Consider the following 20,789-nt stretch of genomic DNA (forward strand, 5'->3'; position numbering starts at 1 on the left):
GTTGGATGTGGCGGTGGGTGTGGCGGTCGACCACCGCACACGCGGCGGCTCAGTAGCGCTCGATCTGCGGCGCCGGCGGGGCCGGGGAGCCCGACTTGCCGAGCGTCGAGTCGTAGATGCTCTTCCAGGTGCCGTCCTGCATCTTGGCCGCGAGGATGTCGTTCACCTTGTTGCGGAACTCGGTGTCGCCCTTCGGCAGGCCGATGCCGTACTTCTCGGTGGAGAAGTTGTCGCCGACGACCTTGAGGTTGTCCGGGTCCTTGGCCGCGTAGCCCTTCAGGATCGCCTCGTCGGTGGTCACCGCGTCGACCTGGCCGTTGAGCAGGTTGTCCACGCAGGTCGAGTAGTCGCTGAACTCGACCGGGACCGTCTCGGGGAACTCGGCCTTGATCTTCTGGATCGGCGTCGAGCCCGTGGCCGAGCAGACCTTCTTGCCCTTGATCGTGTCCTTGCCGGTGATGTCGGTGTTGTTCTTCTTCACCAGCAGGCTCTGGCCCGAGATGTAGTACGGGCCCGCGAAGTCGACGAGCTGCTTGCGCTTGTCGGTGATGCTGTACGTGCCGACGTACATGTCGACGTCGCCCTTGGCGAGCGAGGTCTCGCGGTTCGCGGAGGCGATCGCCTTGTACTCGATCTTCTTCGGGTCCAGGCCGAGTTCGGCGGACACCATGCGGGCGATCTCGATGTCGAAGCCGGAGCGCTCGCCGGTGGTCGGGTCGAGGAAGCCGAGGCCCGGCTGGTCCTCCTTGACGCCGACGATCAGGTGCCCGCGGCCCTTCGCGGCCTGGAACGTCTTGGAGTTGATGTCCACGGACTGCGTGTTCACCGACTGCGGCGGCGCCTGCGGGGTCTCCGTCTTGGGGTCGTCCTTGCCGCAGGCCGTCGCGAGGAGGGCCAGTGCGGAGAAGCCGGCGACGGCTATGGTCTTGCGGAGATTCATGACCCTTGCTCCTTGGTGGTGGTTACGGGTACGGACAACTGCCGACGCGCGCCATCGAGCGCCGGCGGGGGTACTGCGCCGCGCCGTTCAGCCGGTGGGTTCAGCCGGGCCGGGTCGGCCGGTCGTTCGGCCGCTCGCCTGCGGCCGGGCCGGTTCGGTTCGGCAGGTCAGTGGTGCAGGATCTTGGACAGGAAGTCGCGCGCACGGTCGCTGCGCGGGTTGCCGAAGAACTCGTCGGGGGTGTTCTCCTCGACGATCCGGCCGTCGGCCATGAAGATCACCCGGTTCGCGGCGGAGCGCGCGAAGCCCATCTCGTGCGTGACGACGACCATGGTCATGCCGTCCGCGGCGAGGCTCTTCATGGTCTCCAGGACCTCGTTGACCATCTCGGGGTCGAGCGCCGAGGTCGGCTCGTCGAAAAGCATGACCTTCGGCTGCATGGCCAGCGCGCGGGCGATCGCCACACGCTGCTGCTGGCCGCCGGACAACTGCGCCGGGTACTTGTCGGCCTGGTTGCCGACGCCGACCCGGTCCAGCAGCGCGCGGGCCCGCTTGTCCGCGGCCTCGCGCGACTCGCGACGCACCTTGGTCGGGCCGATCGTCACGTTCTGGAGCACGGTCTTGTGCGCGAAGAGGTTGAACGACTGGAACACCATCCCCACCTCCGAGCGCAGCCGGGCGAGGGCCTTGCCCTCCTGCGGCAGCGCCCGTCCGTCGATGGTGATGGAGCCGGAGTCGATGGGCTCCAGGCGGTTGATCGTCCGGCACAATGTGGACTTGCCGGACCCCGACGGCCCGATCACGACGACGACCTCGCCCTCGTGGATCGTCAGGTCGATGTCCTGGAGGACGTGCAGCGCGCCGAAGTGCTTGTTGACGTTCGACAGGACTACGAGGGGGGCAGCCGTCTTGTCCATGCCGTGCGACGGCTGCTGCTTGTCCAGGGCTTCGGTCACGGTGGCTTCGCTCCTCCGCATCGTGTGGTGGGCTCATGAAAGCGGGCAAGACCCAAGCGGTACGCCGGATTTGAGCTTCACCTGAGGTCAAGAGCGGATAACGGAGCGTCGCGCGCCCTGGACCCTCGGCAGAATCCGGCGAGTCTGATTGGATGACCCGGTCGCGACGCGGGGGTGAACCCGCGGGAACGGAAGCGCATCGGGGGCGGAGAGGCACGAGAGGACACGCCATGCGGTTGCTGATGGTCGAGGACGACCTGCGCATCGCCACGCCGCTGCGCGCCGTCCTGGGCCGCCACGGGATCGACGTACGGCACGCGTGCACCGGCGAGGAAGCCCTCGACGCGCTCGGCGCCGACGTCGACGTGGTGCTGCTGGACCTCAACCTGCCCGACCACGACGGCTTCGAGGTGTGCGCCCGAATACGCCGGATCAGCGACGTCCCGGTGATCATGGTGACCGCGCGCGCCGACGTACGCTCGCGCGTGCACGGCCTCAACATCGGCGCCGACGACTACGTCACCAAGCCCTACGACATCGGCGAGCTGCTCGCCCGCATCCATGCGGTCAGCCGCCGCGCCCGCCCCGAGCCCCGCCCGGAGGCCGCCGCGCCCGCCCCGGCCGCCCCCGCGTCCGACGACGCCCCCGCCGCCTCCGCGGCCCCCGCGCTGGTCGTCGACACTCCTGCCCGCCGCGTCACCGTGCACGGCGCCGAGGTGGTGCTCACCCGCAAGGAGTTCGACCTGCTCGCCCTGCTCGCCCAGCGCCCCGGCGTGGTGTTCCGCCGCGAGCAGATCATGAGCGAGGTGTGGCGCACGAGCTGGGCCGGCAGCGGCCGTACCCTCGAAGTCCACGTCGCCTCGCTGCGCGCCAAGCTCGGCAACCCCCGTATGGTCGAGACCATCCGCGGTGTCGGCTACCGCGTGGTCCCGGACGCCTGACCCGGCCCGCCCGAAGACCGGCACCCGTGCGCACCCGACTCCTCGCCCTGCTCCTCGCCCTCATGGCCGCGGTCCTGCTCGCGCTGGGCATACCGCTGGCGGTGTCGCGCGCCGACGTCCACCAGCAGGAGGTGATGCGCGACCGCGCCGACGACACGGCGCGCTTCGCCGCGCAGTACCAGACCGCGATCCGCCAGGGACAGGACGTCGAGCTCCAGGCCGCGGACCGCAAGCCGCTGAGTGCGGCCCTGGAGCAGTACTACTCCGTGTACGGGATCCATGCGGCGGTTCTCGACCGCAACGGCGACGTCCTGGTGGCGTCCGACGCCGAGTACCGGCTCCCGCACTCCGGCCAGGCGCGCGAGGCCTTCGCCGAGGCGCGTGCCGGGCGGCAGAGCGAGGCCCCGCAGGTGTGGCCGTGGCAGGACCGCACGATCACCGTCGCGGTGCCCGTGGTCTACGGCGGCGACGTCGTCGCGGTCGCCGTCACCGAGTCGGTCACCGTCAAGATGCGCGATCGGATCTGGGACAACTGGCTCTTCCTCGGCGCGGGCGAGGCGATCGCCGTCCTGGCCGCACTGCTGGCCGCGGGCCGCCTGACCGGCACGATCCTGCGGCCCGTCCAGGTGCTCGACAAGGCCACGCACGAGATAGCCACCGGCAAGCTCGGTGCGCGCGTCGCCGCCGCGCAGGGGCCGCCCGAGCTGCGGCGCCTCGCGAAGGCGTTCAACGAGATGGCGGACAACGTCGAGACCGTCGTCGAGCAGCAGCGGGCCTTCGCCGCCGACGCCTCGCACCAACTGCGCAACCCCCTGTCGGCGCTGCTGCTGCGCATCGAGGAGCTGGGGCTGTCCCTGCCGCCGGAGCACAGCGACACCCTGGACGGGGTCCGCGAGGAGGGCCGACGCCTGACACACGTCCTGGACGAGCTGCTGGCGCTCGCCCTCGCCGAGAACGCCGCCAACACCGCGACGCACCGCGTTCCGCTGGACGTCGCCGCCCTCGTGCGCGAGCGCATCGACGCCTGGGAGCCGCTGGCCCGCGCCCGCGGCCAGCACTTCGACCAGCAGGGGCCGCGCGCGCTGACCGGCAACGTCGACCCGATAGCGCTGGGCAGCGCGCTCGACGCCATCCTCGACAACGCGCTCAAGTTCAGCCCGGACGACGCGGAGATAGCGGTCGCCCTCGCGGCCGTCGGCGGACGCCTCGAACTGCGCGTCGCGGACCGCGGGCCCGGGCTGGAACCTTCCGAGCTGCGCCGCGTCGGCGACCGGTTCTGGCGCAGCTCGCACCACCAGAACGTGGACGGGTCCGGTCTCGGCCTGTCGATCGCCCGGACGCTGCTGCGGGCGACCGGCGGCGACATCGAGTTCGCGTCGCGCGACGGGGGCGGGCTGGTCGTGACGGTGACGGTCGACCGGGCGGTGTGACGGCGCGCGATGTGACGGTCTACGGCGTTACGGCGTGTGGTGATGGTGCCGGGTGCCGGGTGCCGGGTGCCGGGTGCCGGGGTGCCGAGGTGCCGAGGTGCCGTGGTCGGCCGTCAGCCGCCAGTGAGGTCGCCCGTCGTCATGTGCGGCGTGCACTTGGGGGGACGCGGCGGGAGCAGGCCCAGCGTGCCGAGGGTGGCGTCGTACGCCCGCTGCCAGTCGCCGTTGTCCACGTGCCGGTCCAACGCGTCGCACACGGCCTTCGCGAGGACGGTGTCGCCGCGGCTGAGGCCCACGCCGTACGGCTCCTCCGAGAAGGGGCTGCCGAGCACCCGCAGCTCCGCGGGATGCTTGGCGACGAACCCGGCCAGGATCGTGTCGTCGGTGCTGACCCCGCGCACCTTCTTGTTCAGCAGTTCGTCGACGCACTCGGAGTACTTGCCGCGCTCCTCGATCCGCATGGCCGGGAACTTCTGCCCGATCCGCGCGGCGGACGTCGACCCGCGCACCACGCAGATGGTGTCGTTCGCCAGGTCCTCGGGCCGCGCCGCCCCCGGGTCGTCCTGGCGGACCAGGAAGTCCTGCCCGGCCACGTAGTACGGGCCCGCGAACGACACGCGTTCCAGGCGCTCGGGATTGATGGTGTAGCTGGCGACGATCAGGTCGACCTGGCCGCTCGATATTCGGTACTCGCGGCCCTGCGTCTCGACGTCCACGAAGCGGACCTTGCCCGCGAAGCCCAGGTCCTCGGCGATCATGCGGGCGATCTCGTCGTCGAACCCGGCGTACTGGCCGTCCGGGCCCTTCTGGCTCAGCCCTGGCTGGTCCGGCTTGACCCCGACGAGCATGTAGCCGCGCTTGAGCATCGCCTGGTACGTCGGCGACTGGTCGCGCAGCTTCGCCAGCGTGTCCTTGCGCTTGTCCTCGCCGCCGACCACCGCCGCCACCGTCACCGACACGGCTATCAGGACCAGCGCCACCGCGACGGGCAGGCCGATCCGTGCCGCCTTGCGTTTCCAGAACGACCGGCCGGGCCCGCCGGGCTGTTCCTCCGTCGGCTCCACGGGGCCCGGGGCGTCCCCGGCCCATGTCGCGTCGACGGCGTCGCCGGGGCCGTGCGGGGCGAGGCCGGGAGCGGCGAGACCGTCCGCGCCGGGCGTACCCGCGTCGTCTGCCCCCGGGCCCGTCACACCCGCGTCGTGCGCGCCGGACACCGTGTGCGGGCCCGTGCCGCCCGGACCGTACGTCCCGGCTCCGGCTGCTCCCACGCCGACCGCGGCGCCCGCCGCCTCGGCCGCACCGCGCGGAGCCGTCCGGTGCGTCGCCGTGTGCCCGCTGCCGACACCGGTGCGGTACGCGCCCGAACTCGGCACGTCCGCGGATCCGCCGGGCTGCCGCCGGGTCGCCGGCGCCTCGCCTCCCCAGGTGGGCGCCAGGGCCTCCTGGATCACGCCGATCAGCGCCTCCTCGGCCTCCTTGGCGTCCATCCGCTCGACCGGGTCCTTGCGCAGCAGCCCCAGGACCACCGGCTCCAGCGGGCCCGCGTGGCGCATCGGAAGCGGGTCGTGGTTGACCACCGCGTCGACGACCTCGACGGGGGAGGAGCGGCTGAACGGCGGCCTGCCCTCGACCATCTCGTACAGGGTCGCGCCGAGCGACCACAGGTCCGACGCGGGATCCAGCAGTGTGCCGCCGCTCATGCCGAGCGCGTCCTCGGAGCCGCGGAGGGTGGCGGGGTAGGCGTCGGTGGGGCTGTCGGCGGAGTCCGGGACGCGCAGGCCGCCCGGGGCGCCGGTCGTGGCCGTGGCGGCCGTCGAGTCGGCCGGGGCGCCTCGGCCGGTGTCGTCCCCCTCACCCCCGCGCGCCTGCTCGTCGGTGCGGCCCCGCGACGGCCCCGCGGCAGGCCTCGCCACCGCTCCGCCGCCCGCGAAGCGCTCGGCCCGTTCGGGGGCCAGGTAACCCGGCGTGCCGAGGAGTTCGCCGATCTGCGTCACCTGCGGGGCGTCCACGAACGTCGCGATGCCGAAGTCGGTCAGTACCACCCGGCCGTCCAGGCCCAGCAGCACGTTCGCGGGCTTCACGTCGCGGTGCAGCACACCCTTGGCGTGCGCGGCGCGCAGGGCACGCAGGACGTCCAGCCCGATGCGCGCGGCCTCGGCGTAGTCGAGCCGCCCCTCACTGCGCACCGCCTCGGCGAGGGACCGCGAGATGACCAGCTCCATGACGATCCACGGGCGGCCGTCCTCCTCGAACACGTCGTGGACGGTCACCACGTTCTCGTGCCGGATGCGCGCCGCCGCGGTGGCCTCGCGCTTGCTGCGCTCCAACCACGAGCGCTGCGCGGTGTCGTCGAGCGAGGCGGGCAGCAGCAGTTCCTTGACGGCGACCTCGCGGCCCAGAGCGGTGTCGACGGCGAGCCATACCTCGCCCATGCCGCCGCGCCCGAGGCTCCTGCTCAGGCGGTACCGCTGGTTGAGCACACGGCCGACATCGCCCTCGGACACTGCGGTACGCCCTCCTCCCAGGTGCTCCACGTCCTTCTGACAGGGCGTCAGAGTTTAGGAGGTCCACCCAATACGCGGGGTCTGGCCCCAGCATGTTGCATTCAGCGGTCTACGCGCGACGTCGCGCGTATCACGGTTTCGCCGATCTGTACCAGAGTCGGGCACCTTCGTGCAGCCTCAGCGGAGGAAATGTGAAGATCGCCGTACCCGGGTCGACGAGCTGCGCGGCGTGCACGACGGCCCCGATCGCCTGGCGACTGGTGAGGACCGTCCCGGTCACCCGTCTGATCAGTTCGGGGTCGGCATCCGCCCGGGTCACCATCAGGTTCGGCACGGCGACGGTCGCGACTCCGCCGACATTGCGGTACGCGTCGCCCGGGATGACCGCCTCGCGGTACACCTGCGGCTCCGCGATGTCGGGCTGGTTCTGGAGCGCCTGCGCGACGCCGTCCAGCTTGACGAACTGGATCTCGAACCCGGCCCCGTCCGGCGGCGGGTTCACGATGTCGCTCACCGCCTTGGTGGGCAGGCCGCCGGACCAGAAGAAAGCGTCCAGTTCGCCGTTCACCAGCTTGGCCGCGGCCGCCCCGAGCCCGTCATCCTGCGCGTCCAGGTGGGTTTCCGGGTTCATGCCCACGGTCTTGAGGATGCGCCGGGTCAGGAGCTGTACGCCGGACCGCGGCGGGCCGATGCCCACCCGCAGGCGGGTCCCGTCGGGAGCGGGGCGCAGGTCCGCGAGCGACTTGATCCTGCTGCCCTTCGGGACCACGAGCTGCACGAAGTCGTCGTACAGGCGTGCGATCGCGCGCAGTTGCTCTTTCTGCTCCGGCGGCAGCGCGGCGACCGCGTCGGCCGTCGCGATGCCGAGCGTGGCGTCGCCCCGCAGCACCCGGTCGAGGTTGTCCGGGGATCCCTGGCTGGTCATCAGGGTGACGTCGGTGCGGAGGTCGGCGGCGAGGCGCGGTTCCAGGAGCTTGCCGTACTGGTGGTAGACGCCGTCGCCGACACCCGTCGTGATGGTCAGCGGACCGCCGCGGTAGGGCACGCTGTCGTCCGAGCTGATCCACAGTCCGGCCGCGAACAGGGCGAGGGCGACGCCGAGCACGCTCGCGACGAGCGTGCGCGAACGGCGCACCGGCTTCACGGCGCTCCGGGCGCGAGCCAGTCGGCCTTGCCTCATATGGGGTTCCTGTCCCTGCTGCTGTCCGTTACCGGGGTCCTGGGCGGCCCGGGGACCGCGTAACCTTGATTCTCGATATGAGCGCGCGATCCTACGAGGTGCGCACCTACGGGTGCCAGATGAACGTCCACGACTCCGAGCGGCTGTCCGGCCTGCTGGAGGACGCGGGCTACGTCCGCGCGGTCGCGGGCGAGGAGGCCGACGTCGTCGTCTTCAACACCTGCGCGGTGCGGGAGAACGCCGACAACAGGCTCTACGGCAATCTCGGCCACCTGGCGCCGAAGAAGGCCAAGCGTCCCGGCATGCAGATCGCCGTAGGCGGCTGCCTCGCCCAGAAGGACCGCGACACCATTGTGGCCAAGGCCCCGTGGGTGGACGTGGTGTTCGGCACCCACAACATCGGGTCCCTGCCGGTCCTGCTGGAGCGTGCCCGCGTCCAGGAGGAGGCCCAGGTCGAGATCCTGGAGTCGCTGGACGTCTTCCCGTCCACCCTCCCCACGCGCCGCGAATCGGCCTACGCCGCCTGGGTGTCCATCTCGGTGGGCTGTAACAACACCTGCACGTTCTGCATCGTCCCGGCGCTCCGCGGCAAGGAGAAGGACCGGCGGCCGGGCGACGTGCTCGCCGAGATCGAGGCGCTGGTCGCCGAGGGCGTGATCGAGGTCACGCTGCTCGGCCAGAACGTCAACGCGTATGGCTCGGACATGGGCGACCGCGAGGCCTTCTCGAAGCTCCTGCGTGCCTGTGGCGAGATCGACGGCCTGGAGCGCGTGCGCTTCACCTCGCCGCACCCGCGCGACTTCACCGACGACGTGATCGCGGCGATGGCCGAGACGCCGAACGTCATGCACCAACTGCACATGCCCCTCCAGTCCGGCTCGGACGACGTATTGCGCACGATGCGGCGCTCGTACCGCCAGGACCGCTACCTCGGCATCATCGACCGCGTGCGCGCCGCGATGCCGGACGCGGCGATCTCGACGGACATCATCGTCGGCTTCCCCGGCGAGACCGACGCCGACTTCGAGCAGACTCTGCACGTCGTCCGCGAGGCGCGCTTCGCGAACGCCTTCACGTTCCAGTACTCCAAGCGCCCCGGGACCCCGGCCGCCACGATGGACGGCCAGATCCCCAAGGCCGTCGTGCAGGAGCGCTACGAGCGCCTGGTCGCGCTCCAGGACGAGATCTCCTGGGCGGAGAACAAGAGGCAGGTCGGCCGCACCCTCGACGTCCTCGTCGCCGAGGGCGAGGGGCGCAAGGACGAGGCCACCGCCCGGCTCTCCGGCCGCGCCCCCGACAACCGCCTCGTGCACTTCCAGCGCCCCGACGAGGAGGTGCGCCCCGGCGACGTCGTCACGGTCGAGGTCACCTACGCCGCCCCCCACCACCTGCTCGCCGAGGGTCCGACGCACGCCGTCCGCCGCACCCGGGCCGGGGACGCCTGGGCCAAGCGCAGCGCAGCCCCCGCGGCCGCCCCCGGCGTCCTGCTCGGCCTCCCCACCGTGGGCCCGCCCCCTGCGGCGCCCGCCGCGGAGTCGAGCCCCTGCCGCACCAACTGAGGCAGCACGCGCGTCAGGTGCGGCGGTTCCAGGCGGTCATGACCTGGTGGCCGTGCTCGAAGCCGAGGTCGGAGACGCCCGCGGTGGCGAGCGCGAACAGGCGCCCGTCCGCCGGGGGCAGTCCCAGCCAGCGCGCGGTCAGGATGCGGAGGACGTGTCCGTGCGCGACCAGGGCGACGTCGTCCCCGCCGTCGAGGACGGGGCGCACGCGCTCCAGGACGCGGTCGACGCGCGCGCCGACGTCCGACACCTGCTCGCCGGGGTGGTCCGCGTCGCCCGGGACGACGCCGTCGCGCCAGAGGTACCAGCCGGGGACGGTCTCGCGGATCTGAGCCGACGTCAGGCCCTCGTAGCCGCCGTAGTCCCACTCCATCAGGTCCGGTTGGAGGCCGGTGTCCGGCAGCCCGGCGAGGGCGGCCGTCTCGCGGGCCCGCAGCAGCGGGCTCACGAGGACCAGCGCGAAGTCGCGGTCGGCGACGAGCTTCCCCGCCGCGCGCGCCTGCTCCTCGCCGACGGGGGTGAGCGGGATGTCGGTGCGGCCGGTGTGCCGGCGGTCCCGGCTCCACTCCGTCTCGCCGTGCCTGATGATGGTGAGCTGCGCCATGAGCCCATGAGAACACGCCCGGTAGTCTCGTGCCGTGCTCGTTGCCGCTGCCGTGTGTCCTCATCCGCCGTTGCTCGTACCCGACCTGGCCGCAGGTGCGGCGGGCGAGTTGGAGGCCTTGCGCGCCGCGTGCGACGCCGCCGTCGCGGCACTCGTCGCCGCCCGCCCCGACCGCATCGTGGTGGTCGGCACCGGCCCTGAGTCCGTCGACTTCGCCCGCGGCGGCGTGGGGACGTTCGCCCCCCACGGCGTCAACCTCTCGGTGCGCCTGGGTGCCGGGGGCTCCGGCGACATCGAGGAGCGCCTGCCGCTGTCCCTGGCCCTGGGCGCGTGGCTCCTGGGCCGCACACGCGTCGACGCCCCGGTGTCCGGCCTCGCGGTCGCGTCGGACGCCGACGCCGCCGACTGCCTGGCCTCAGGCGCGGCCCTCGTCACGGGCGACGAGCGCACCGCGCTCCTCGTCATGGGCGACGGCAGCGCCTGCCGCACCGAGAAGGCCCCGGGCTACCTGGACGAACGCGCCGAGCCCTACGACGCCGCCGTCGCACTCGCGCTGGCGGGCGCGGACGTGCCGGCCCTGGCCGCGCTCGACCCCGAGCTGTCCGACGAACTGTGGGTCGCGGGCCGCGCCGCCTGGCAGGTACTCGCGGGCGCCGCGGACGGCGCGGGGCTGACCGGCCGGCTGACGTACGACGACGCGCCTTATGGCGTGGGGTATTTCGTGGCCGTGTGGGGGAGCGGCGCGGCCTGAGCAGCGGAGTTCACCTGCTGCCGTCTGAGCGGCAGGGCCCTGGAGGGCAGTCTCAGAGACGCGGCCTGAGAAGGGTGAGCAGTGAGGCGCAGCGTGGGCGGGCGCGGGGCGAGAGGCGCTGCCCGACAACGGGCGCGCCGAGAGGCGTGAACCGCGAGGCAGCCTGACCGTCCGCCCGTACTGTCCGCACAGCGCCTACGGCCACGGGAGCGTTGTCCCGTGGCCGTAGACGCTGCGGACCTGTGCCTTGCGGTGTGCGGTTGTCTCGGGCCCGCGCCCGGAGGTGTGGGTCAGGCGGGCGGATTCTGCTCCGGCGGTGCCTCGCCCGTCGGCGGGGCTTCCTCGGGGGCCGCCTCGGGAGCGGCTTCCGGGGCCGCCTCCGGTGTCGCGGGAGGAGCCGCCTCGTCCTGGGTGCCCAGTGCGCCCTTGGCCTGCTCGGCGGCGCTGTCGATCTTGTCGCCGTGCTTGCCGCCGGTCTTCTCGTCGATCATGTCGGCCGCCTTGTCGACGCCCTGGTTGACTTTGTCGCCGTGCGGGGCCAGCTTCTCCTTGATGGTGTCCAAGAGACCCATGTCCTGCTCTCCTTCGGACTCCCGACCCGAGCCGGAAGGCTTCGGGACTGTGGCGAGCGTCGCGGTGGGACCACCGCCCGCGGCCTCCGGGCCGGCGTCCGCGGCGCTGTTGCCACCGCAGCACGGTCCGGAATCCTGGGCGGGGACGCAACACTCGGTCGCGGGCCGCTCCTCGACGAGGGTTCCGACGCTTCCCGCCTGCGCCGACTCCGACGAGCCGGGCTCCTGAGCGGTCGCTTCCGCGGAATCTTCCGTGGAACTGCGCCTAAACCAGTCGAAAACGCCCATAACTTGCTCCTTGACCCTACGTCGGACGTGGCGGATGTGCATGTCGTGCCGCAGGACAACGAGGCCGGGGCCGGGGCGGTTATGTGAACGCGCCGGGGCGTACCGCATCGGGTGACGGTCCGTAGCCGCTGTTCCGGCAGACTTGACCCGTGAGTTCGCGATCTCTCCCCGATGCGGCCCCTGCCCCCGGCCGCCCGCGTGTCGTGGCCGTGGTCGGCCCGACCGCCGCAGGCAAGTCCGATCTCGGCGTCGCCCTGGCCCAGGCGCTGGGCGGCGACGTCGTCAACACCGACTCGATGCAGCTCTACCGGGGCATGGACATCGGCACCGCCAAGCTGACGCTCGCCGAGCGGCGCGGCGTGCCGCACCACCTGCTGGACGTGTGGGACGTGCGGCGCACCGCCAGCGTCGCCGAGTACCAGCAGGACGCGCGGGCGGTCGTGGACCAGTTGCTCGTTACCGGCCGCACGCCGGTGCTGGTGGGCGGCTCCGGGCTGTACGTCCGGGCGGTCGTGGACGACCTGGAGTTCCCCGGCACCGACCCCGAGGTGCGCGCCCGGCTGGAACGCGAGCTGGACGCGGACGGGACCGGCCCGCTGCACGCGCGCCTCGCGGACCTCGACCCGGCCGCCGCCGCCGCGATCCTGCCCGGCAACGGGCGCCGCATCGTGCGCGCGCTGGAGGTCATCGAGATCACCGGCAGGCCGTTCACCGCGACGCTGCCCGGGCCGGTGCCGGTGTACGACTGCGTGCAGATCGGCGTCGACGTGCCGCGGCCGGTGCTGGACGAGCGGATCGACGCCCGCGTCGAGCGCATGTGGCGCGACGGGCTCGTGGACGAGGTGCGGGGGCTGGAACAGCAGGGCCTCCGGGACGGGCTGACCGCGTCGCGGGCGCTCGGGTACGCACAGGTGCTGCGGCAGCTCACCGGCGAGATGAGCGAGGCCGAGGCCAAGGAGGACACCGCCCGGTCGACGCGCCGCTTCGCGCGGCGGCAGGACACGTGGTTCCGGCGCGACCGGCGGGTGCGGTGGCTGGCGTACGACCGGCCCGACCTCGTGGCGGAGTCGCTCCGGCAGATCGCCTTCGGCGCGGCGGGGGAAGCGGACGGCGCGGGCGGCGACGGGAGCGGCGGGAGCGGCGGGGGAGAGGGCGGCGGCAAAGGGAGCGGCGGCGCGGGCGGCGGCCGTGCGACCGGCCCGGCGAGCAGCCTCGGCAGCGGCGTGAACGGCGGGATCGCCGACGACGTGTAGCTGTCCGGCCAGGTGCCGACGAGCCCAGGTGCCGACCAGCCGAGGTAGCGACCAGCCCAGGTAGCGTCCGGTCCGGGTGTCGACCGATCCGGGTGCCGACCGATCCGGGGGCCGACCGGCCCGGGTGTCGACCGGCCCAGGCCCGGTGGTCGGATGGCGTCCGATCGCGTCACCGAATGCCGGGGCTGTGCGTCCGCCGTGTGCCCGCCGTCCGCAGGTCTCCGCGTGCGTCGGCGCGCCCCGGCTCCGCCCGGTTCCCGGCTCCGCCCGGTTCCCGCCTCCGCCCGGCTCCCGGCTCCGCCCGGCTCCCGCCTCCGCCCGGCTCCCGGCTCCGCCCGGCTCCCGCCTCCGCCCGGCTCCCGCCTCCGCCCGGCTCCCGGCTCCGCTTGGCTCCGGGCGCCGCGACGTGCTTGGCGGTGCGCTTGTTCGATCTGGTGTTCTAATCGGATCGGAGGGTCGTCGGTCCGGGTGAACTTCCGCCGTGTGGCGGGATTTCGGCTGTGCGGGGTGGGGCGGGAGTGTCACCGTGGATGCGTCGTCGCCGCATCCGGGGGAGGTCGTCATGGCCGTATCACCGCCACAGCCAGGGCAGTTCGCGCCGTTCGGGCGCGCCCGCGGGGCGGGCTCCCCGGTCGGCGGGGGCACCGCCCGCAGAGGGGGGTGGCCGAGAGTCGGCAGCAGGCTGTGCCGGGGCTGGGCCGCCGCGATCGCCGCCGCTGCGCTGCTGGTCGGCGGCTCGCCGGTCGCCTCCGCGCATCCGGGTTCCGGCGGCGGCGCGTTCCCCAAGGTCCCGGTGATGACCGGGTATGGCGGCGCGGTGTCGAGCGTCGACCCGGATGCCACCCGCGTCGGTCTGGAGGTGCTGCGGCGCGGTGGCAACGCGGTCGACGCCGCGGTGGCCACGGCCGCCGCCCTCGGCGTCACGGAGCCGTACTCCGCCGGGATCGGCGGTGGCGGCTACTTCGTCTACTACGACGCCCGCTCGCGTACGGTGCGCACGATCGACGGGCGCGAGACCGCGCCGTTCCGCATGACCCCGACCTCGTTCATCGACCCCGCGACCGGCCTGCCCCTGCCGTTCGACCAGGGGGTCAACTCCGGTCTGTCGGTGGGGGTTCCGGGCACCCCCGCGACCTGGGAGGCGGCGCTGCGCCGCTGGGGCACGCTCTCGCTCCGGCAGGCCCTCGACCCCGCCGCCGCGCTGGCCGCGCGCGGGTTCGTCGTCGACGAGACGTTCCGCGCCCAGACGGCGGCCAACCAGTCGAGGTTCGACGACATCGTGCCCACCCGCGACCTGTTCCTGCCCGGCGGCCAACCGCCCGCGGTGGGAAGCACGTTCCGCAACCCCGACCTGGCCCGCACGTACCGCGACATGGGGCGGTACGGCGTCGACTGGCTCTACCGCGGCGCGCTCGGCCGCGAGGTGGTGCAGACCGTCAAGGCCCCGCCGGTCGCACCGGACGCCGACCGCGTCTTCCGGCCGGGCCTGATGGAGACACGCGATCTCGCGAAGTACTCGGTCATCGACCGCAAGCCCACCCGGTCCGACTACCGCGGGCTCACCGTGTACGGCATGGCGCCGTCGTCCTCCGGCGGAACCACCGTCGGCGAGGCGCTGAACATCCTGGAGCACGTCGACCTCGCGGGGATGGACGCCGCCACCGCCGCGCACTACTACCTCGAAGCGTCGCGCCTGGCCTTCGCCGACCGGAACCGCTACGTAGGCGACCCGGCGTTCGTCGACGTGCCGCAGCGGGCGCTGCTGAGCCAGGGGTTCGCGAACGAGCGGGCCTGCCTGATCGACCCCGCGAAAGCGGCCGTGAGCCCGGTGCCGCCGGGTGACCCCAGTCCGCCGTACCAGGGCTGCCCGGCCGCGGTCGGCACCGGCGACGCGGAGCCGTACGAGGGGCAGTCGACGACCCACCTGGTGGCGGCGGACCGCTGGGGCAACGTGGTCGCGTACAACCTGACGATCGAGCAGACCGGCGGCAGCGCCATCACCGTTCCGGGGCGCGGGTTCCTGCTCAACAACGAGCTGACCGACTTCAGTTTCGCCCCGGCGAACCCGGCGGTGCCGGACCCGAACCTGCCCGCCCCGGGCAAGCGTCCGCGCAGCAGCATGGCGCCGACCATCGTGCTCCAGGACGGCAGGCCCTTGCTGGCGGTCGGGTCGCCCGGCGGCGCGACGATCATCACGACGGTCCTCCAGACCCTGATCGGGCGGCTCGACCAGGGCATGACCCTGCTCGACGCCGTCGCCGCGCCGCGGCTGTCCCAGCGCAACGGAGCGGCGACCGAGGTCGAGCCTTCCGTACCGGTCGCGCTGCGCGCCGCTTTGGAGGCACGCGGCCATGTTCTGAGGGACAACCCGGAGATCGGCGCGGCGACGGCCCTGGAGTTCCTGCCGCACGGACGCATCCAGGCCGTGGCCGAACCGATCCGCCGAGGAGGCGGTTCCGCGGGGGTGGTGTGGCCGACGTAGCCGGGTCGACGGGCTCCAGCGGGTCGCAAGCCGCCCCCCTTCCCCGGATCGCCGTAGGCCGGGGGAGGGCACAAGGGCACGATGACGACCGCCGAGCCTGCTGCCGAGCCCACTCCCGAGTCGACCGGCGAACCGACCGCCGACCCGGCCGGCGCGGCGACTGCACCGGGGCGGCGCACCGGGGCGGGCGGCATTTTGCGAGGACCTCATCGGGGTCGTCCGCGAGTAGGACCGGCTCGACGAGGTGGTTGTGGGGATGTCTCTCGACTTCCATGTTCCCGGCGACGCGCCCGGGCTCGGGCGGTCGCCCGGCCTTCCTGCCGAGCGGGTTCGCGGAGGGGTGGTCCGCCGACAGCCCTGGTCCGAGTTCGATCCAGAGGAGTACGGCCGCTGCCGAGAGCAGGTCGACGACCTGCCGGCCGCGAACATCCCGGTGCTCGGTCCGGGCGAGGTCGTGGCCGACAGCCGGGTGCCGCGGCCGGCCGAGGCCCTGGCGTGGCGCGATGTCGTCGTGCACACGCTCGACTTCGACGCGGTGCCCCGGTTCCCCGGCGGATTCCGGTGCTCGCACCACCCGCTGCGCCGCACGCCCGACCGGCCGGGGTCCGCCGCGCGGACCGTAGGATCGGGAGGGTGAGCACTCTGCGATTCCTCAAGGGGCACGGCACCGAGAACGACTTCGTCATCGTTCCGGACGCCGACGGGGCCCTCGACCTCGACGCGCGCCACGTGGCCGCGCTGTGCGACCGGCGCGCGGGCATCGGTGCGGACGGGCTGCTGCGGGTGGTGCGTTCGGCCAAGGATCCGGCGGCGGCCCACATGGCCGACGAGGCGGAGTGGTTCATGGACTACCGCAACGCGGACGGCAGCATCGCCGAGATGTGCGGCAACGGCGTACGCGTGTTCGCGCGCTACCTGGTGGAGCACGGCGAGGCGGCGCCCGGCGACCTGCGGATCGCGACCCGGGGCGGCGTCAAGAAGGTGCACGTACCGGCGGACGGCGGCGACGTGACCGCGGAGATGGGCTCGGCGCGCTTTCCGGGCCCGGACGGCATTGAGGTCGCGCTGCCGGACGGCACGGTGCGGCCCGCCGTCAACGTGAACATGGGCAACCCGCACGCGGTCGTGTTCGTCGACCACCTCGACGACGCCGGGAACCTGTTCGCCGCACCGCCGGTGACGCCCGCGTCGGCGTACCCCGAGGGCATGAACGTCGAGTTCGTGGTCGACCGCGGCCCCGGGCACGTCGCGATGCGCGTGCACGAGCGCGGCTCGGGCGAGACCCGGTCCTGCGGCACGGGCGCGTGCGCGGTCATGGTCGCCGCCGCGCGACGGGACGGCGCGACGCTGCCCGCCACCTACACCGTCGACGTGCCCGGCGGACGCCTGGTCGTCACCGAGACCGCCGACGGCCGCGTCGAGATGACCGGCCCCGCGGTCATCCTCGCCGAGGGCGAGGTCGACCTGGCCCGCCTCACCTTCCGCGACTGACCCCGGCGCGCCGCCCCCCCCCGCCGAGCCGTTCGCACCACGCCCGACTCCGCCCTCACCTTCCGCAACTGGACCCCGGCGCGCCGACCCCCCCACCCCGCCGAGCCCGCTCGGCCCAACCCGGGGGGCATACCCGTGAGCGCCGCCCCGACTCCGCCGGTCGCCGCCGAACCATCCGACCCGCGCGTGGGGGATTTCGCGTCGTTGCAGGCGTTGTCGGACCGGGTGTGCTGTCGCAGAAAAATGCCGGGCCGCCGGTGTCTTCCTTCCGTCCTGCACACCGGGCCGTATGGGGCCTTGGCGATGGCTCTGCTAGAAAACGCTTGACGCAGCCAAGCGAGTAGCAGTCGGAGGGCTTCAATGAGTTCACGCATGGATGTCGCGCGCGCCACCACCCTGGCGGTCAAGCCCGCGATCCAGCAGATCGGGGCGAAGTTCTTCTTCGACCCCGCGACCACCGCGCGCGGTGCCGAACTGGGGTACGACGGCCTCCAGTTCTACATCGCCGGCCGCGGCGGCGTGGTCGGGGACGCGTCCGACGACGTGGTGGCCGACGCCTTCCACTACTTCGAGCCCTCGGCCATCGCCGCGCTGTGGGGCGCCGCCGCGAAGATCGGCCCGGTCGCCGACGCGGCCGCGGCGTACGCCGAGTGCTGCCACGCGTGGGGCCGCGCCAAGCTCGCCGACCTGCCCGACGTCGAGCGCCTCGCCGAGCTCGCGGGCCGCATCACCGAGGCGAACGACCTCGGGACGGCCGGACGCCTGTCCAGCGGGTGGCGTGCCATGCCCGGCGCCGACGACGCCCCCGCCCGCGCGATGCACCACTTCCAGACCCTCCGCGAACTGCGCAGCGACCTGCACGCGCTGGCCCTGCGCGTACACCGCATCGGCGCGCTCGACGCGCAGATCGGCGAGCGCAAGCACGAGGGCATGATCAAGTTCTTCGGCTGGACCGAGCCGTTCCCGGAGCTCGACGCGGCGCTGGAGGAGCGGCGCGCGGACGCCGAGGTGCTCACCGACGAGATGGTCGCGGGCGCGTTCGCGGTGCTGGACGAGGCGGAGTCCGAGGAGTTCGCGGTGCTCGTGCAGGCGGCGCTGGCCCACCTGGGCTGACGCGTGCCCGGCAAGTCCCGGGCAGGTGGGATGAGGAGCCGTCAACCCTGCGAACGATGTAATCCCTGACAGGGGTAACCCGGAGAAAGTAGGGGAGGACCGCGGCGTTCTCCGCCGTGGGGATGAGCGCCGTCCCGGTCGCGCGGCCGACGTTTCGCCGCGGGGCCCGACCTAGCGTGGAACGTATCGCAGCGTTCCCTGCCTGGAGGCCCTGATGTCCGCGTCCCATGCTCGAAACCGCCGCCGCCGGCTCGCCGTTCTGATACCGGCGGTGGCGGTCGTCCCCCTGGTCCTGGCCGCGTGCGAGATGGACGTCGACGTCGACGCCGAGCACAAGAAGACGAACACGTACGAGGTCACCGAGAAGGTCGGCAAGGTCTCCGTCGTGACCACGGCCGGCAAGGTCACCGTCACCGAGAAGGACATCCCGCAGGTCAAGGTCACCGAGAAGTGGAATTGGGAGGGCGGTACCGAGCCGACCACCAGCCACAAGGTCGACAACGGCACCGTCGACCTCACGTACAAGTGCGGCAACAAGGACTGCTGGGTCTCGTACGAGGTGGAGGTGCCGCGCGGCACGGGCGCCCACGTGGAGACAGACGCGGGCGAGGTGCGGCTGACCGGGCTGTCCGGCGACCTGGACGTCAGCACCGGCGCCGGGAAGATCGACGGCGACGCCCTCACCGCGAAGCAGGCGACCGCCCGGACCACCGCGGGGTCGCTCGACCTGACGTTCAGTGCCCCGCCCGCGAACGTGGACGCCAAGACGACCGCGGGCCGCGCCACCGTCCGCGTGCCGGGAGGCCAGTCCTACGACGTGGACGTCGACGCGACCGTCGGCGACACCGACGTGGACGTCGCGAGGGACCCCAGCGCCGCCGGCAAGATCAAGGTGCGCACGACGGCGGGCCAGGCGCGCGTCCTGACGTCCTGACCGCCCCGCGTCCCCGGCGCACGGACCCCGACACACAAGGGAAACCCGCGTGCCATTCCGCGGACGTGCGTGGCACGATCGAGGGGACGGACTCCCCAGGCGACGGGGCGGAACATCTCCGCGCCGCGCCGTGTTGAACAGGACAATATGACCTCCGCATACGACCGCTCCCCGTACGACGACGACTCCGCAGTCGAACTTTTCGACGACCTCGACCTCGACGGATTCGACGACGCTGACGGCGACGGTTCGGGCGACACCGCCGGGTCGGGTCCTGCTGCATACGGCGCGGGCTACGACGGCGAGCAGTTCGACCTCGCCGACCGCCAGGCGCTCCGCCGCGTGGCGGGCCTGTCCACCGAACTCGCCGACGTCACCGAGGTCGAGTACCGGCAGCTCCGCCTGGAGCGCGTGGTGCTCGTCGGCGTCTGGACCGACGGCACGGTCGAGGACGCCGAGAACTCCCTCCAAGAGCTCGCCGCCCTCGCCGAGACCGCCGGATCCGAGATCCTCGAAGGCGTCATCCAGCGCCGCGACAAGCCGGACCCGGCCACGTACATCGGCTCGGGCAAGGCGCGCGAGCTGCGTGACATCGTCATCGCGACCGGCGCCGACACCGTCGTCTGCGACGGTGAACTGACGCCTGGTCAGCTCATTCATCTGGAAGACGTGGTCAAGGTCAAGGTCGTCGACCGGACCGCGCTCATCCTCGACATCTTCGCCCAGCACGCCAAGTCCCGTGAGGGCAAGGCGCAGGTCTCGCTCGCGCAGATGCAGTACATGCTTCCGCGCCTGCGCGGCTGGGGCCAGTCGCTGTCCCGCCAGATGGGCGGTGGCGGCAGCGGTAGCAGCGGCGGTGGCATGGCCACCCGCGGCCCCGGTGAGACCAAGATCGAGACCGACCGGCGGCGCATCCGCGAGAAGATGGCCAAGATGCGCCGCGAGATCGCCGACATGAAGAAGGCGCGCGACACCAAGCGCGCCGAGCGGCGCCGCAACAAGGTGCCGTCGGTGGCGATTGCCGGATACACCAATGCCGGCAAGTCCTCGCTGCTCAACCGGCTCACCGGGGCGGGCGTGCTGGTGGAGAACGCGCTGTTCGCCACCCTCGACCCGACCGTGCGCCGGTCCGAGACGCCGTCCGGCCGCCTCTACACGCTGGCCGACACGGTGGGCTTCGTACGGCACCTGCCGCACCAGCTCGTCGAGGCGTTCCGCTCCACGCTGGAGGAGGTGGCCGAGGCCGACCTGATCCTGCACATCGTGGACGGCGCGCACCCCGAGCCCGAGGCGCAACTGGCCGCGGTGCGCGAGGTGTTCGTCGAGGTCGAGGCACAGGACGTGCCGGAGATCGTGGTGGTCAACAAGGCCGACGCCGCGGACCCGCTGGTCCTGGCCCGGCTGCTGCGCCGCGAGCCGCACGCCGTCGTCGTCTCGGCGAAGACCGGGCAGGGCATCGAGGAACTCCTCGCGCTGATCGACGAGGAACTGCCGCGCCCCGAGGTCGAGGTCGAGGCGCTGGTGCCGTACCAGCGCGGCGATCTGGTGGCGAAGGTGCACGAGAGCGGCGAGATCCTGGAGAGCGAGCACCGTGCCGAGGGCACGTGGCTGCGCGCCCGGGTCGGTGCGGTGCTGGCGGCCGAGTTGCAGGCCTTTGCGGTGGCGAACCGATAGGAGCCGAGCGGCAGGTGTGAGGCGCGCGGGCGCCACCTGCGCACGACATTGCGGCGGGTCCCCTTGTGGGGCCCGCCGCTTCGTCGTGTCCGGAGGGTTGCGGCGTACGGGTACCTC

General features: G+C 72.7%; 17 protein-coding genes. 11 read left to right on the forward strand and 6 right to left on the reverse strand.

Going from position 1 to position 20,789, the window contains the following annotated elements:
• Nucleotides 1-49: 49 nt before the first annotated feature.
• Together ACRX5S_RS39115 and ACRX5S_RS39120 are read right to left on the reverse strand one after the other, a co-directional pair.
• On the reverse strand, nucleotides 50-940 hold the full coding sequence (locus ACRX5S_RS39115; protein ID WP_436778044.1) for a glutamate ABC transporter substrate-binding protein: 891 nt from the start codon (nucleotides 938-940) through the stop codon (nucleotides 50-52).
• Nucleotides 941-1,107: 167 nt separating this feature from the next.
• Complete coding sequence (locus ACRX5S_RS39120; protein ID WP_436778084.1) at nucleotides 1,108-1,857, reverse strand: amino acid ABC transporter ATP-binding protein; 750 nt, start codon at nucleotides 1,855-1,857, stop codon at nucleotides 1,108-1,110.
• 269 nt (nucleotides 1,858-2,126) lie between these two features.
• On the opposite strand from ACRX5S_RS39120, the gene ACRX5S_RS39125 reads away from it, so the two are divergent.
• Both ACRX5S_RS39125 and ACRX5S_RS39130 read left to right on the forward strand, forming a co-directional pair.
• Complete coding sequence (locus tag ACRX5S_RS39125; RefSeq protein WP_436778045.1) at nucleotides 2,127-2,837, forward strand: response regulator transcription factor; 711 nt, start codon at nucleotides 2,127-2,129, stop codon at nucleotides 2,835-2,837.
• Nucleotides 2,838-2,863: 26 nt separating this feature from the next.
• Entirely contained in the window at nucleotides 2,864-4,267 is a 1,404-nt protein-coding gene (locus ACRX5S_RS39130; protein WP_436778046.1) for a sensor histidine kinase, read from the forward strand.
• A gap of 113 nt (nucleotides 4,268-4,380) precedes the next feature.
• Here the strand turns inward: ACRX5S_RS39130 and ACRX5S_RS39135 are convergent, their stop codons facing one another.
• Both ACRX5S_RS39135 and ACRX5S_RS39140 read right to left on the reverse strand, forming a co-directional pair.
• A complete protein-coding gene (locus ACRX5S_RS39135) occupies nucleotides 4,381-6,771 on the reverse strand; it encodes a bifunctional serine/threonine-protein kinase/glutamate ABC transporter substrate-binding protein (protein ID WP_436778047.1) in 2,391 nt (796 codons plus the stop codon).
• 130 nt (nucleotides 6,772-6,901) lie between these two features.
• Nucleotides 6,902-7,951 (reverse strand): TAXI family TRAP transporter solute-binding subunit, encoded by a 1,050-nt coding sequence (locus ACRX5S_RS39140; RefSeq protein WP_436778048.1) that lies wholly within the window; start codon nucleotides 7,949-7,951, stop codon nucleotides 6,902-6,904.
• Between the two features lie 77 nt (nucleotides 7,952-8,028).
• Between ACRX5S_RS39140 and miaB the strand changes: the two genes are divergently transcribed.
• Complete coding sequence (gene miaB, locus ACRX5S_RS39145; protein WP_436778049.1) at nucleotides 8,029-9,510, forward strand: tRNA (N6-isopentenyl adenosine(37)-C2)-methylthiotransferase MiaB; 1,482 nt, start codon at nucleotides 8,029-8,031, stop codon at nucleotides 9,508-9,510.
• Nucleotides 9,511-9,523: 13 nt separating this feature from the next.
• Here miaB and ACRX5S_RS39150 read toward each other — a convergent pair whose 3' ends face one another.
• Nucleotides 9,524-10,114 carry a histidine phosphatase family protein gene (locus ACRX5S_RS39150; protein ID WP_436778050.1) on the reverse strand — a complete coding sequence of 197 codons (591 nt, stop codon included), beginning with the start codon at nucleotides 10,112-10,114 and terminating at the stop codon, nucleotides 9,524-9,526.
• A gap of 34 nt (nucleotides 10,115-10,148) precedes the next feature.
• On the opposite strand from ACRX5S_RS39150, the gene ACRX5S_RS39155 reads away from it, so the two are divergent.
• The gene (locus ACRX5S_RS39155; RefSeq protein ID WP_436778051.1) at nucleotides 10,149-10,865 is read left to right on the forward strand and encodes a hypothetical protein; all 717 of its coding nucleotides are present in this window, start codon (nucleotides 10,149-10,151) and stop codon (nucleotides 10,863-10,865) included.
• A 290-nt stretch (nucleotides 10,866-11,155) separates the two neighbouring features.
• On the opposite strand, the gene ACRX5S_RS39160 is transcribed toward ACRX5S_RS39155, so the two are convergent.
• Nucleotides 11,156-11,437: an antitoxin gene (locus ACRX5S_RS39160; RefSeq protein ID WP_436778052.1), complete on the reverse strand. Its 282-nt coding sequence runs from the start codon at nucleotides 11,435-11,437 to the stop codon at nucleotides 11,156-11,158.
• Nucleotides 11,438-11,874: 437 nt separating this feature from the next.
• On the opposite strand from ACRX5S_RS39160, the gene miaA reads away from it, so the two are divergent.
• The 7 genes from miaA to hflX all read left to right on the forward strand — a co-directional run bounded on the left by miaA (nucleotide 11,875) and on the right by hflX (nucleotide 20,672).
• Nucleotides 11,875-12,978 (forward strand): tRNA (adenosine(37)-N6)-dimethylallyltransferase MiaA, encoded by a 1,104-nt coding sequence (miaA, locus tag ACRX5S_RS39165; RefSeq protein WP_436778053.1) that lies wholly within the window; start codon nucleotides 11,875-11,877, stop codon nucleotides 12,976-12,978.
• Between the two features lie 562 nt (nucleotides 12,979-13,540).
• Nucleotides 13,541-15,460, forward strand: coding sequence for a gamma-glutamyltransferase (gene ggt, locus ACRX5S_RS39170; RefSeq protein WP_436778054.1), 1,920 nt, complete (start codon nucleotides 13,541-13,543; stop codon nucleotides 15,458-15,460).
• A 256-nt stretch (nucleotides 15,461-15,716) separates the two neighbouring features.
• Nucleotides 15,717-16,097 (forward strand): hypothetical protein, encoded by a 381-nt coding sequence (locus ACRX5S_RS39175; RefSeq protein ID WP_436778055.1) that lies wholly within the window; start codon nucleotides 15,717-15,719, stop codon nucleotides 16,095-16,097.
• A complete protein-coding gene (dapF, locus tag ACRX5S_RS39180; RefSeq protein ID WP_436778056.1) occupies nucleotides 16,094-16,951 on the forward strand; it encodes a diaminopimelate epimerase in 858 nt (285 codons plus the stop codon). Before ACRX5S_RS39175 ends, dapF begins: the two co-directional genes overlap by 4 nt.
• 372 nt (nucleotides 16,952-17,323) lie before the next feature.
• A complete protein-coding gene (locus ACRX5S_RS39185; RefSeq protein ID WP_436778057.1) occupies nucleotides 17,324-18,064 on the forward strand; it encodes an SCO6745 family protein in 741 nt (246 codons plus the stop codon).
• Nucleotides 18,065-18,335: 271 nt separating this feature from the next.
• Nucleotides 18,336-18,998, forward strand: coding sequence for a DUF4097 family beta strand repeat-containing protein (locus tag ACRX5S_RS39190; protein ID WP_436778058.1), 663 nt, complete (start codon nucleotides 18,336-18,338; stop codon nucleotides 18,996-18,998).
• 147 nt (nucleotides 18,999-19,145) lie between these two features.
• Nucleotides 19,146-20,672, forward strand: coding sequence for a GTPase HflX (hflX, locus tag ACRX5S_RS39195; protein WP_436778059.1), 1,527 nt, complete (start codon nucleotides 19,146-19,148; stop codon nucleotides 20,670-20,672).
• Nucleotides 20,673-20,789: the final 117 nt, after the last annotated feature.

Origin of the sequence: Yinghuangia sp. YIM S09857 (assembly GCF_051388915.1) — a bacterium.
GTDB lineage: Bacteria > Actinomycetota > Actinomycetes > Streptomycetales > Streptomycetaceae > Yinghuangia.

What these genes read in the sequence shown, in the direction of transcription:
- ACRX5S_RS39115 (WP_436778044.1), bottom strand. Translation starts at nt 940, where the DNA reads ATGAATCTCCGCAAGACCATAGCCGTCGCCGGCTTCTCCGCACTGGCC.
- ACRX5S_RS39120 (WP_436778084.1), bottom strand. Translation starts at nt 1,857, where the DNA reads ATGGACAAGACGGCTGCCCCCCTCGTAGTCCTGTCGAACGTCAACAAG.
- ACRX5S_RS39125 (WP_436778045.1), top strand. Translation starts at nt 2,127, where the DNA reads ATGCGGTTGCTGATGGTCGAGGACGACCTGCGCATCGCCACGCCGCTG.
- ACRX5S_RS39140 (WP_436778048.1), bottom strand. Translation starts at nt 7,951, where the DNA reads ATGAGGCAAGGCCGACTGGCTCGCGCCCGGAGCGCCGTGAAGCCGGTG.
- miaB (WP_436778049.1), top strand. Translation starts at nt 8,029, where the DNA reads ATGAGCGCGCGATCCTACGAGGTGCGCACCTACGGGTGCCAGATGAAC.
- ACRX5S_RS39150 (WP_436778050.1), bottom strand. Translation starts at nt 10,114, where the DNA reads ATGGCGCAGCTCACCATCATCAGGCACGGCGAGACGGAGTGGAGCCGG.
- ACRX5S_RS39160 (WP_436778052.1), bottom strand. Translation starts at nt 11,437, where the DNA reads ATGGGTCTCTTGGACACCATCAAGGAGAAGCTGGCCCCGCACGGCGAC.
- ggt (WP_436778054.1), top strand. Translation starts at nt 13,541, where the DNA reads ATGGCCGTATCACCGCCACAGCCAGGGCAGTTCGCGCCGTTCGGGCGC.
- ACRX5S_RS39175 (WP_436778055.1), top strand. Translation starts at nt 15,717, where the DNA reads ATGTCTCTCGACTTCCATGTTCCCGGCGACGCGCCCGGGCTCGGGCGG.
- ACRX5S_RS39185 (WP_436778057.1), top strand. Translation starts at nt 17,324, where the DNA reads ATGGATGTCGCGCGCGCCACCACCCTGGCGGTCAAGCCCGCGATCCAG.
- hflX (WP_436778059.1), top strand. Translation starts at nt 19,146, where the DNA reads ATGACCTCCGCATACGACCGCTCCCCGTACGACGACGACTCCGCAGTC.